At 54.1% G+C, this 13491-nt stretch carries 5 protein-coding genes; all 5 read left to right on the plus strand.

Features of this window, described 5'->3' with window-relative positions; genetic code table 11:
* Nucleotides 1–246: 246 nt before the first annotated feature.
* On the plus strand, nucleotides 247–4794 hold the full coding sequence (gltB, locus tag NF212_RS14570) for a glutamate synthase large subunit (RefSeq protein ID WP_434356850.1): 4548 nt from the start codon (nucleotides 247–249) through the stop codon (nucleotides 4792–4794).
* Complete coding sequence (locus tag NF212_RS14575) at nucleotides 4787–6256, plus strand: glutamate synthase subunit beta (RefSeq protein ID WP_434356852.1); 1470 nt, start codon at nucleotides 4787–4789, stop codon at nucleotides 6254–6256. The genes gltB (NF212_RS14570) and NF212_RS14575 overlap by 8 nt, the downstream gene beginning before the upstream one ends.
* Nucleotides 6257–6760: 504 nt before the next feature.
* Entirely contained in the window at nucleotides 6761–11227 is a 4467-nt protein-coding gene (gene gltB / locus NF212_RS14580; protein ID WP_434356854.1) for a glutamate synthase large subunit, read from the plus strand.
* Nucleotides 11228–11238: 11 nt separating this feature from the next.
* The gene (locus tag NF212_RS14585; RefSeq protein ID WP_434356856.1) at nucleotides 11239–12654 is read left to right on the plus strand and encodes an FAD-dependent oxidoreductase; all 1416 of its coding nucleotides are present in this window, start codon (nucleotides 11239–11241) and stop codon (nucleotides 12652–12654) included.
* Between the two features lie 130 nt (nucleotides 12655–12784).
* Entirely contained in the window at nucleotides 12785–13489 is a 705-nt protein-coding gene (mtnN, locus tag NF212_RS14590; protein ID WP_434356858.1) for a 5'-methylthioadenosine/S-adenosylhomocysteine nucleosidase, read from the plus strand.
* Nucleotides 13490–13491 lie beyond the last annotated feature (2 nt).

Consider the following 13491-nt stretch of genomic DNA (forward strand, 5'->3'; position numbering starts at 1 on the left):
GGACACACCCAAAACTGTAGTATAAAAACGCAAACTGATTAAAAAGCAAACGTAAAAGTTCTGCTATTTAATCCAATTTTGGCAGTTTGTTTATTACAACAACTATTTTGCGAAGAAATATTTGGAAATTTTCTCCCTTCGCAGCACAACCTCTTGCTACTGCATAAAAGGGCAATGATGCCCGGTAACAACAAAAGGAAACCAATGCCGTGAGGTATTGGCGTCAACTGGAAGGACGATTAGCTTATGATAGAAGCAGAGCAGCGCTCGCAAGGCCTTTATGTGCCTGAAATGGAACATGATGCCTGTGGCATCGGTTTCGTAGCCCACCTGAAAAACCGAAAATCACACGCCATTGTATCCCAGGCGTTAGAAATGCTGGCACGTATGGAACACCGCGGTGGTCAGGGCTGTGACCCGTGCAGTGGTGACGGTGCCGGTATCCTTATGCAAAAACCGCATGAGTTCCTGTTGCAGGAAACCCAGGAGTTGGGTATCCAACTGCCAGCGTTTGATAAGTACGGTGTCGGTGTCATGCTTTTCCCTCAGGACGAGGACAAGCGTGGACAATGCCGCGAAATCTTTGAACGAAATGCCCGCCGCCTCGACCTGGAGGTTATCGGATACCGTGACGTCCCGACTGACAACAGCATGCTCGGAGAAGATCCCCTTTCTACCGAACCGCATTTTGAACATGCTTTCGTCACCGGCGGAGAACACATGGACATCAACGAGCTTGAACGCAAGCTCTATGTATTACGTAACTACACTGTCCGTGTTTGCCTTGAAAGTGTTGCCGGCATTGGTGACGATTTCTATATCAACTCATTCTCGTGTAAAACACTGGTATATAAAGGCCAGCTGACCACCGAACAGGTACCGCAGTATTTCCCGGACCTTCGCAACCCGAACATGGTGTCAGCCCTAGCCCTGGTGCATTCACGTTTTTCCACCAATACGTTCCCGCGCTGGCGTCTGGCTCAGCCTTTCCGCTATATCGCGCACAATGGTGAAATCAACACCGTACGCGGTAACTTCAACTGGATGAAAGCCCGTGAAGCACTCCTGAGTTCTGAATTCTTTACGGATCAGGAACTCAAGATGATGCGCCCTATCTGTCAGGAAACCGCATCAGATTCAGCAAATTTCGATATGGTGCTGGAGTTGCTGGTACTGACCGGCCGCAGCCTGCCTCATGCACTGATGATGATGATCCCGGAAGCCTGGCAGGAAAATCCGAACATGGAAGCCAACCTGCGTGCTTTCTACCAATACCACGCAACGGTAATGGAACCATGGGACGGCCCGGCATCTGTATGTTTCACTGATGGCGTAAAAGTAGGTGCAACACTGGATCGTAACGGCCTGCGCCCTTCACGCTATACCGTCACCAAAGATGACTTCCTGGTGATGGCATCAGAATCCGGTGTTATTGAAATTGCCCCGGAAAATATCCGTTACCGCGGCCGTCTGCAGCCAGGACGTATCTTCGTTGCCGATCTTGAGCAGGGCCGAATCATTGCTGATGACGAAATCAAGACAGATATTGCCAACAGCAAGCCTTACCAGGCGTGGGTAGAAAAGAACCTTATCCACCTGAACGATCTGCCGGATGCCGAACAGCTCCACAGCCAGCCTTCAGCTGAGCGCCTGCTCCACCACCTCCAGGCATTCGGTGTCACGAACGAAGAAGTGAATGAAATCGTCCTGCCGATGGCGCGTGAGAGCAAAGAGCCTCTGGGTGCCATGGGTGCAGACTGGCCGCTTGCGGTGCTGTCGCACCAATCGCAGCACCTTTCACACTACTTCAAGCAGTTGTTTGCCCAGGTAACCAACCCGCCGATTGATCCAATCCGCGAGCGTCTGGTTATGTCACTTAATACTTACCTTGGCCGAGACCAGAACCTGCTGGCTGAATCAGCAGAGCATTGCCGCAAGGTTGAGCTGGAATCCCCTGTTCTCAGCAATGTTGAGCTGGAAAAACTGCGCGCAATCGACAACGACTTCCTCCAGGCCAAAACGCTGGATATCGTATTTCGTGCGAGCGGCGAGCCGGGCAAACTGGAACGTGCACTCAAGCGTGTATGCCAGTACGCAGAAGACGCTGTAAATGACGGCTATTCCATCATCCTGCTGACTGACCGCGCCCTGAACTCCAACCATGCCGCTATCCCGGCCATGCTGGCTGTGGGTGCCGTCCACCACCACCTTATCCGCAAGGGCCTGCGCGCCAAGGCAGATATCGTGATTGAAACCGGTGATGCGCGTGAAACCCATCACTTCGCGACCCTTATCGGCTACGGTGCCAATGCGGTAAACCCGTACCTGGTTCGTGAAACCCTGGTTGACCTCCAGGCCAAGAAAAAGCTCGATGCAGAGACTGATGTCGATTCACTGTTCGACAACTACCGCAAGGCAATCAATGCCGGCCTGCTGAAGATCTTCTCCAAAATGGGTATCTCCACCGTACAGTCCTATCACGGAGCCCAGATCTTCGAGGCACTGGGTATCAGCAAAGCGGTAGTAGACAAGTACTTTACCGGTACTGTAACCCGTGTTGGCGGCCTGTCATTGGATGATATCGCCCGCGAAGTACTGGTTCGTCACCGTGTCGGTTACCCTAACCGCGAGATCCCAATCCAGATGCTGGATGTGGGTGGTGTTTACCAGTGGAAGCAACGTGGTGAAAAACACCTGTTCAACCCGGAAACCATCCACCTGTTGCAACACTCCACCCGCAACCGTGACTTTGCTGAATTCAAGAAATACTGCTCAGCGGTTGATAACCAGGGTGATGATGCTGCAACGCTTCGCAGCCAGTTCAAGTTTGTGAAGGTCCCTTCACAATCTGTTCCGCTGGATGAAGTTGAATCCGTTGAAAGCATTGTTAAGCGCTTCGCTACCGGTGCGATGAGCTTTGGTTCTATCTCATACGAAGCACACTCCACTTTGGCCGTTGCCATGAACCGCCTTGGTGCCAAGTCCAACTCCGGTGAGGGCGGTGAAGATCCGACCCGATTCGAGAAAAAGGAAAATGGTGACTGGGAACGTTCTGCCATCAAGCAAGTTGCTTCCGGCCGTTTCGGTGTGACTTCTTACTATCTGGCTAACGCCGAAGAGATCCAGATTAAAATGGCTCAGGGAGCCAAGCCGGGTGAAGGTGGACAGCTGCCGGGTCATAAGGTTGATGATTGGATTGGTGCAACCCGTCACTCGACACCGGGTGTTGGTCTGATTTCGCCACCGCCTCACCACGATATCTACTCTATCGAGGATCTGGCGCAGCTTATCTACGACCTCAAAAACGCCAACCGCAAAGCGCGTGTGAACGTGAAGCTGGTGTCTGAGGCCGGTGTAGGCACCATCGCCTCCGGTGTTGCCAAAGCGAAAGCAGATGTCATCCTGATCGCCGGTTATGACGGCGGTACCGGTGCATCACCACTGTCATCGATCCGCCATGCCGGTCTGCCATGGGAACTTGGCCTCGCTGAAACCCACCAGACCCTGCTGAAAAACGGCCTGCGTAACCGTGTGGTTGTCCAGTCTGACGGCCAGATGAAAACCCCGCGTGATATCGCCATTGCCACCCTTCTCGGTGCTGAGGAATGGGGTGTGGCAACTGCAGCCCTGGTAGTTGAAGGCTGTATCATGATGCGTAAGTGTCACCTCAATACCTGTCCTGTCGGTATCGCCACCCAGGACAAGACTCTGCGTGAACGCTTCGACGGCCGCGTTGAAGATGTTGTCACCTTCTTCAAGTACATGGCGGAAGGCCTGCGTGAAATCATGGCTGAACTCGGCTACCGCACCATCAATGAAATGGTTGGCCAGTCACACCGCCTGAAAGTACGTGATGACGTCAACCACTGGAAATACAAGAACATCAACCTTGATACCATCCTGTTCCGTGAAGCACCACGCGACCACGATGGCCTCTATTGCCAGAGCCAGCAGAACCATGGGCTGGAAGCAGTACTCGATCGCAAGCTGATTGATGCCGCGGCACCGGCACTGACAGAAGGCAAGGCAGTAAACGCCAGCTTTCCGGTGGTGAACACTGACCGTTCAGTCGGAACCATGCTGTCGAACGAAATCAGCAAAACCTACAAGGATCAGGGCCTACCAGAGCCTATGCACGTGAAATTTGACGGCAGTGCAGGTCAGAGTTTCGGGGCATTCCTTGCCAAGGGCGTGACCTTCGAAGTGGAAGGTGATGCCAACGACTACTGGGGCAAAGGCTTGTCCGGCGGTACCCTGGTGCTTTATCCGAACCAAAAGGCTGACATTGTTGCTGAAGACAACATCGTTGTCGGTAACGTAGCCTTCTACGGTGCAACATCCGGCGAATCCTACATCCGTGGTGTTGCCGGCGAGCGTTTCTGTGTCCGCAACTCTGGTGCCAAAGTCATTGTTGAGGGCATTGGTGACCACGGTTGTGAATACATGACCGGCGGTGTGGCAATCATTCTCGGCCAGACCGGACGCAACTTTGCTGCTGGTATGAGTGGCGGTGTCGCTTATGTCTGGGATCAGTTCGGCGACTTCGAATCGAGGCTCAACCCTGAACTTGTCGATCTCGACCCGCTTGCAGACGAAGACGTGACTTTGCTGGTCGACATGATCACCAAGCACAAGGAACTGACTGGCAGTGCCGTGGCAGAACTTTTCCTCAGCAACAAGGAAGAGAACCTAGGCCGAATCGTCAAGGTTATGCCTCGGGATTACAAAGCCGTACTGGAGAAGCGTAAGGCTGAAGCCGACAACAAGGATGAAGTGGAGGCGATCGATGGGTAAGCCAACCGGATTTATGGAATTTGGCCGCGAGCTGCCAAAGAAAAAAGACCCAAGTGTCCGTATTCAGGACAACAAAGAGTTCGTACTGAACGAGGAGTTCGGGGACAAGATTAACCAGCAGGCATCACGCTGCATGGATTGCGGCGTACCTTTCTGCCATAACGGTTGCCCGATTGGGAACATCATCCCTGAATTCAACGATGCGGTTTACCGCGACAGCTGGGAAGAGGCGTGGAACATTCTGAGTTCTACCAACAATTTCCCGGAATTCACAGGCCGGGTCTGCCCGGCCCCCTGTGAAACGGCCTGTGTCCTGGGGATTAACCAGGACCCAATCACCATCTGTAACATCGAAAAGACCATTGTTGAGCGTGCTTACAAAGAAGGTTACGCCAAGCCGAAAACGCCACGTAGCCGATCCGGCAAGAAAGTGGCGATTGTTGGCTCAGGCCCTGCTGGCCTGTCTGCGGCTGAGCAGCTTAACAGTGCCGGTCACGACGTGACTGTGTTCGAGCGCGATGAGAAAGTGGGCGGCCTGCTGCGCTTCGGTATCCCGGACTTTAAACTGAGCACTGCTGTTATCGACCGCAAAGTCGAGCTTATGGCAGAAGCCGGGGTTAACTTTGTCACCAATGCCCATATCGGCATTGACGTCAACGCAGAACAAATCCGTCAGGACTTTGATGCAGTTCTTCTGACTGGGGGCTCGACTGTACCGCGTGACCTGCCCATTCCGGGACGGGAACTCAATGGCGTGTATTTCGCCATGCAGTTCCTTGCACAGAACAACCGCCGGGCCAATGGCTGGGATCTGAAAACTGACGAGATCCATGCAGGTGGAAAAGACGTTGTGGTCATCGGTGGCGGTGACACCGGCTCAGACTGTGTGGGTACCTCAAACCGCCATGGCGCAACCAGCGTTACCCAGGTAGAGATCATGCCTACCCCGCCGGAAGATCGCCCTGCCAACCAACCTTGGCCGCACTACCCGATGATCCTGCGCACATCCACCTCACACGAGGAAGGTTGTGACCGTCACTGGAATATCCTGACCAAGGAATTCATCGGTGATGAAAACGGCAACCTCAAGGCGCTGCGCATTGCTGACCTGGTATGGAAAACACCCAAGCCGGGTGAACGTCCGGTGTTTGAAGAGGTCATTGGATCAGAGCGCGATATCCCTTGTGAAATGGCGTTTCTGGCTATGGGCTTCCTCCATCCAGAACCGCACGGTGTACTTGCCCAGCTTGATATCAAACTGGATGACCGGGGCAACGTCGCAACTGAAAACTTTATGACCAACCAAAAAGGTGTATTTGCCGCAGGTGACATGCGCACCGGGCAGTCACTGGTTGTGCGTTGTATCAATGAAGGCCGGGAATGTGCCCGGGCAGTCGACAGCTTCCTGATGGGTGATACCAACCTGGAAGCCAAAGCTGATTCCCTGATGCTTTCCGCATAAGACACATTCGAATAATAACGAGTGTTACTTCCAGTTTTGCCAGCCCTTTCGGGCTGGCTTTTTTGTGACCAACGCACCGCCTTAACGATGTACCCACCCACACATCTGGCTAAAGAACAATCAGGCGATATAAACCAAAAGGCCAAAGAAACCCATTTCATATAATTTAGGAAACCACTTCCCAACCATCTTCCTACATTATTTGTGAATAAGATCGACAAATATTGCAGTCTATTATCCTGAAAAAACAGTAAGGTATTGGAGTAAATCACCTGTGTGAGCGTCTAAAAATTGACTGGGCATAATTTGACCCATGTCAAGTTTGCCGCTATTTTGGAGGATCGCTGCAAACGGAACCTACCGTCAGACAGCCCCCATTAACAACGCTGGCATATCGAGAAAGGTATGTCCCGGTTACGCAATATCACAATAATTTCGCTATAGCATTTTTATCAACGTGTGATGGAGTCACTGCACTTGTTGCAGTAGCAAGGGAGAATTGCAATGTCTCTTTACAACCCTATGTTGGAAAAGGACAACTGTGGCTTTGGCCTTATTGCCCATATCGAAGGGGAACAGAGTCACAAACTGGTCCGGACCGCGATTTCCGCCCTCGACCGTATGACCCACCGTGGAGGCATTAACTCCGATGGGAAAACCGGTGATGGCTGTGGGTTGCTTTTTCAAAAGCCCGATAAATTTTTTCAGGTTCTGGCAGAGGAAAATGGCTGGAACCTTAGCCGCCTGTATGGCGTTGGCATGTTATTCCTGAGCCCGGACGAAAGTAAGGCAGCAGAAGCCCGAAAAATACTGGAAGAGGAAATCAACGCCGAAACCCTGACCATTGCCGGGTGGCGGGATGTGCCCACCAACCCTGAAGTATTGGGTGAAATTGCCCTTTCCTCACTGCCGCGCATTGAGCAGGTTTTCGTAAACGGCCCCGCAGGCTGGCGTGCCCGTGATCTCGAACGCCGCCTTTACATTGCCCGCCGCCGGGCAGAGAAACGTTTGGGCGGTGACCCTGATTTTTATATCACCAGCCTCTCAACACAGACCATTGTCTACAAAGGTCTGTGTATGCCGGCGGATCTTCCCCGTTTTTACCTCGATTTGGCAGATCTGCGGCTGGAATCATCCATCTGCCTGTTCCACCAGCGCTTTTCCACCAACACCCAACCACGCTGGCCGCTGGCACAGCCATTCCGCTACCTCGCCCACAACGGCGAGATCAACACCATTGAAGGTAACCGTCAGTGGGCGCGGGCGCGGGCTTACAAGTTCTCATCCCCGCTGCTGCCGGACCTTGGCACCGCTGCTCCATTCGTAAACGAAACCGGCTCTGACTCCTCCAGCCTGGACAACATGCTCGAAATGCTGCTGGCAGGTGGTATGGATCTTTTCCGGGCCATGCGGATGCTGGTTCCACCAGCGTGGCAAAACCACCCGGATATGGATGACAGCCTGCGTGCTTTTTATGATTTTAACTCCATGCACATGGAGCCCTGGGATGGCCCAGCCGGCATTGTTATGTCTGACGGTCGCTACGCAGCATGTAACCTCGACCGGAACGGTCTTCGTCCCGCTCGTTATGTGGTGACCAAGGACAAACTGATTACCCTGGCGTCGGAAATCGGCATCTGGGATTACGCCCCGGATGAAGTTGCGGAAAAAGGCCGGGTTGGCCCCGGTGAATTGCTGGTGATTGATACCCGCAATGCCAAAGTCTGGCACTCGGCAGAAATCGACGATGACCTGATGAGCCGCCATCCTTACAAGGAGTGGCTGGATAAAAGCGTAACCCGGCTTACTCCGATGGAAGAGCTGGACGATGACAGCGCCAACGGCCGTCGCAACCTCCAGGATGAACAATTAAGTGTCCACCAGAAACTGTTTGGTGTCAGCAACGAGGAAATCGATCAGGTTCTTCGCGTGTTGGGTGATATCGGCCAGGAAGCCACCGGCTCAATGGGTGACGATACCCCGATGGCAGTCCTCTCCTCCCGTGAGCGCCACATTGCAGATTATTTCCGCCAGAAATTTGCCCAGGTGACCAACCCGCCGATTGACCCGCTGCGTGAAAACCATGTGATGTCGCTGGCAACCTGTATCGGCCGTGAAATGAACGTGTTTTGCGAAACCGACGGGCACGCTCACCGCGTGGCATTCAAAACGCCGGTTCTGCTCTATTCCGACATGATGCAGTTGCTTGATCTTGACGGGGAGCACTACAAGAACAGCATCATCGACATCAATTTCGATCCGTCTTCTGTCGATCTGAAGCAGGCGATCCTCAACATCTGTGACGAGGCGGAAAAAGCCGTGCGTGACGGCACTGTGCTTTTGGTACTGACCGACCGGGGGATTAGCAAATCAACGCTGCCGGTACCGGCGGCAATGGCTGTCGGTGCAGTGCAGAAAAGATTGGTAGACACCAACCTTCGCTGCGACGCCAATATCGTGGTGGAAACCGGCTCAGCCCGTGACCCACACCAGTTCGCTGTCCTGCTTGGTTTTGGTGCCACTGCGGTTTACCCGTACCTCGCCTACGAGACCATTGCCAAGCTGGTGGACAGTGGAGCAATGAACAAAACCTACCGTGAGGCGATGCTGAACTTCCGAAACGGCATCAACAAGGGGCTGTTCAAGATCATGTCCAAAATGGGCATCTCAACCATCGCCTCTTATCGTTGCTCCCAGCTGTTTGAAGCAATCGGCCTGCATGACGATGTGGTAGAGCTTTGTTTCCATGGCATTGCCAGCCGGATCCAGGGAGCAAGTTTTGAAGACTTCCAGCAGGATCTTTTCAACCTTTCCCGAAAGGCGTGGCTCAAGCGCAAGCCGCTGGAACACGGCGGATTGCTGAAATACGTCCATGACGGTGAGTACCACGCCTACAACCCGGATGTGGTAAGTACCCTGCAAAGTGCGGTGAAATCCGGCGATGAGGTGGATTACAAGACCTACGCGGCGACGGTTAACAGCCGCCCGGTATCCTCGCTTCGTGACCTCTTCAAACTGAAAAAGAGCGATACGCCACTTCCGCTTGAGAAAACTGAGCCGGATTCTGAGCTTTACAAGCGCTTCGACTCGGCAGCCATGTCTATCGGCGCCCTGAGCCCCGAAGCTCATGAGGCCCTTGCCATTGCGATGAACCGTCTTGGCGGCCACTCAAACTCCGGGGAAGGCGGTGAAGACCCTCGCCGCTTTAACTCTGAGCGCAACTCCCGCATCAAGCAGATTGCGTCCGGCCGTTTTGGCGTGACCCCACATTACCTGACCAATGCCGATGTATTGCAGATTAAGGTTGCCCAGGGGGCCAAGCCGGGTGAAGGCGGGCAGCTTCCGGGTCACAAGGTGACGGCAGAAATCGCCCGCCTGCGTTATTCGGTACCGGGAGTGACCCTGATTTCACCGCCGCCACACCACGATATCTATTCGATTGAGGATCTCGCCCAGCTGATTTTCGACCTCAAGCAGGTCAACCCGAATGCGGTCGTTTCGGTAAAACTGGTATCAGAGCCGGGTGTCGGCACTATTGCAACGGGTGTGGCGAAAGCCTACGCCGACCTCATTACCGTCTCCGGTTATGACGGTGGTACCGGTGCCAGCCCCCTCACCTCAGTGAAGTACGCCGGCAGCCCGTGGGAGCTTGGTCTTGCTGAAACCCAGCAAGCCCTGGTGGAAAACGGCCTTCGCCACAAAGTTCGCCTGCAAGTCGACGGTGGCCTGAAAACCGGACTGGATATCGTCAAAGCCGCTATCCTCGGAGCAGAAAGCTTCGGCTTTGGGACAGCGCCAATGGTAGCGCTGGGCTGTAAATACCTGCGTATCTGCCACCTGAACAACTGCGCAACCGGCGTTGCAACCCAGGACGACACCCTGCGTAAGGAATACTTCAAAGGGTTGCCGGAGCAGGTGATGAACTTCTTCAAGGGGCTTGCTGAAGAAGTACGCGAACTGATGGCGGAGCTTGGGGTAGAAAAACTGACCGACCTTATCGGCCGGACAGATTTACTGGAAGCACTTGACGGTTACACCGCCAAGCAGGCCAAGCTGGATCTCTCACCTATCCTCCGCGCGCCAGTGCCCTGGCCGGGTAAGGAAGTTTACTGCACGGAGCCCAACCGGCCGTTTGACTGCGGCGAGCTCAACCAGAAACTGTTTAACGAGCTTGAAGCGGCCATCCAAAGCCGGTCCAGCGCCAACGTGTTTATGGACATCCGTAACACTGACCGCTCAGTGGGAGCCAAGCTGTCCGGCGAAATCGCCCGGCGTTATGGCAACAACGGCATGGCCGGCACACCGCTAAATATCCAGCTTCGCGGGACAGCAGGACAGTCTTTCGGAGTCTGGAATGCCGGCGGGGTGAACCTGGATCTTATCGGTGATGCCAACGACTACGTAGGCAAAGGGATGGCCGGCGGCCGGGTTGTTGTCCGCAGCCCAGTTGGGTCTGCTTTCCTCGGCCATGAGTCTACCATTATCGGTAACACCTGCCTTTACGGTGCAACCGGGGGCAAGCTGTTTGCAGCTGGCCGGGCCGGTGAGCGTTTTGCAGTACGTAACTCCGGCGCCCTTGCCATCGTGGAAGGGGCCGGTGATAACGCCTGTGAATACATGACCGGGGGGATTGTTGCCATCCTTGGCCGCACCGGTGTGAACTTTGGTGCCGGTATGACCGGTGGCTTCGCTTATGTACTCGATGAGGAAGGCGACTTTGCCCGCCGGGTGAACCCAGAGCTGGTTGAGGCAATTTCACTGGATGAGCTCACCATCCACCAGGAACACCTTCGCGGCCTGATTGACCGCCACCTTGAGCTGACCGGCTCAGACCGCGCCCAGAGTATTCTGGCTGACTTTGAACAATGGGTGAGCAAGTTCTATCTGGTGAAACCAAAAGCGGCCGACGTGCGTTCCCTGCTGGGACACCAGAGCCGCAGCGCAGCTGAGCTGCGTGTTCAGGCGCAGTAACGGAGGGATCCATGAGCCAGAACGTATACCAATTTATTGACGTCCAGCGTATTGATCCGCGAAAGAAGCCGCTCAAGGCACGCAAGACGGAATTTATCGAAATTTATGAGCCCTTTACCGACAATCAGGCCAAAGCCCAGGCTGACCGCTGCCTGGACTGCGGGAACCCATATTGTGAGTGGAAATGCCCGGTCCATAACTACATCCCCCAATGGCTGAAACTTGCCAATGAAGGTCGGATCCTGGAGGCGGTGGAACTTTCCCACCAGACCAACAGCCTGCCGGAAGTATGCGGCCGGGTCTGCCCGCAGGACCGCCTCTGCGAAGGTTCGTGTACGCTCAATGAGGACTTTGGCGCCGTCACCATCGGCAACGTTGAAAAATACATCACGGACAAAGCCTTTGAAATGGGCTGGCGTCCGGATATGTCTCACGTTGAGTGGACGGACAAACGCGTCGCCATCATCGGTGCCGGCCCGGCCGGTCTTGCCTGCGCGGATGTCCTGGTAAGGAACGGGGTAAAACCTGTGGTTTTTGACCGCTACCCGGAAATCGGCGGCCTGCTGACCTTCGGCATCCCGTCGTTCAAGCTTGAAAAAGAAGTCATCATCCGTCGCCGGGAAGTCTTTACTGACATGGGGGTGGAATTCAGGCTCAACACCGAGGTCGGCTCAGATGTGTCTATGGATGAACTTATCAACGAGTTCGATGCGGTATTTATCGGCGTTGGAACTTACCAGTACATGCGTGCTGGGCTGGATAACGAGGATGCACCGGGTGTCTATGATGCCCTTCCATTCCTGATTGCCAATGCCAACCGAGTCATGGGTTTTGAAAAATCCCCGTCTGACTTTATTGATATGAAAGGCCAACGTGTTGTAGTGCTCGGTGGGGGCGACACCGCCATGGACTGCGTGCGAACCTCCATCCGACAGGGTGGCAAGGAAGTCATCTGTGCCTACCGCCGGGATGAAGCCAACATGCCGGGATCGCGTCGTGAGGTAAAAAATGCCCGCGAGGAAGGTGTGAAGTTCATGTTCAACCTCCAGCCTCTCGGGGTCGAAGTGAATGCCCGCGGTCAGGTAAGTGGTGTGAAAGTGGTGAAAACTGCACTGGGTGAACCTGATGCCGCCGGTCGCCGCCGGCCTGAGCCGGTTAAAGGCAGCGAGCATGTCCTTCCGGCAGATGCCGTTATCATGGCCTTCGGTTTCCAGCCCCACAAAATGGAATGGCTGGAGCCGTTCGGTGTTGATACCGACCAGTGGGGCAGAATCAAAGCCCCAGCCCAGGGCGCTTTCCAATATCAGACCAGCAACGAGAAAATCTTTGCCGGTGGTGATGCGGTACGCGGATCTGACCTTGTGGTAACGGCTATCGATGAAGGCAGGAAAGCGGCAGAAGGCATCATGGATTTCCTTGACGTCTGACGTTACCTGCCCGGCTGATAAAGATGCCCGCCGTGTGCGGGCATTGTGCTTTATCCCACTCTCGATTCGCTGCCAGCCGTGATACAATCACGCCATTATTCTTTAGTTATTGTTGATGAGAAAAGAGCCAATGAAAATCGGTATTATCGGTGCCATGGAACAGGAAGTATCCATCCTGAAACAACTGCTGGAAAACTGCTATGTGCAGGAAAAGGCAGGCTGCAAATTCTACACTGGCAAACTCCACGGCATGGATATTGTTCTGCTTCAGTCTGGTATCGGTAAAGTGGCAGCAGCGGTTGGTACATCCATCCTGCTGGAAACCCACAAGCCTGACGTAGTCATCAACACTGGCTCTGCCGGCGGCTTTGATTCAAGCCTGAACCTCGGTGATGTGGTGGTTTCTTCGGAAGTTTGCTACCACGATGCCGATGTCACTGCGTTCGGCTATGCACTTGGCCAGCTGCCAGCTATGCCGGCGGCATTCGAGTCAGCCCCTAAACTGATGGATCTCGCTGAGCAAGCCCTGGCAGCAATGGAACCCCAACCACATGCTGTACGCGGCCTCATCTGTACCGGTGATGCATTTGTCCACACAGCAGAGAAACAGCAGTTCATCCGTGACAACTTCCCGGGTGTTATCGCCGTAGAGATGGAAGCGGCTGCTATTGCCCAGGTTTGCCACCAGTTCAAGACACCTTTTGTCGTAGTACGTGCTATCTCTGACGTAGCAGACAAAGAATCTCCAATGACATTTGATGAATTCCTGCCTTTGGCAGCCAAGAGCTCATCAGAGATGGTTGGCAAGATGATCCAGCTGCTGGCTGACGCCTGATT

Source organism: Parasalinivibrio latis (assembly GCF_036825535.1).
GTDB lineage: Bacteria > Pseudomonadota > Gammaproteobacteria > Enterobacterales > Vibrionaceae > Parasalinivibrio > Parasalinivibrio latis.

What these genes read in the sequence shown, in the direction of transcription:
- gltB (WP_434356850.1), top strand. Translation starts at nt 247, where the DNA reads ATGATAGAAGCAGAGCAGCGCTCGCAAGGCCTTTATGTGCCTGAAATG.
- NF212_RS14575 (WP_434356852.1), top strand. Translation starts at nt 4,787, where the DNA reads ATGGGTAAGCCAACCGGATTTATGGAATTTGGCCGCGAGCTGCCAAAG.
- gltB (WP_434356854.1), top strand. Translation starts at nt 6,761, where the DNA reads ATGTCTCTTTACAACCCTATGTTGGAAAAGGACAACTGTGGCTTTGGC.
- NF212_RS14585 (WP_434356856.1), top strand. Translation starts at nt 11,239, where the DNA reads ATGAGCCAGAACGTATACCAATTTATTGACGTCCAGCGTATTGATCCG.
- mtnN (WP_434356858.1), top strand. Translation starts at nt 12,785, where the DNA reads ATGAAAATCGGTATTATCGGTGCCATGGAACAGGAAGTATCCATCCTG.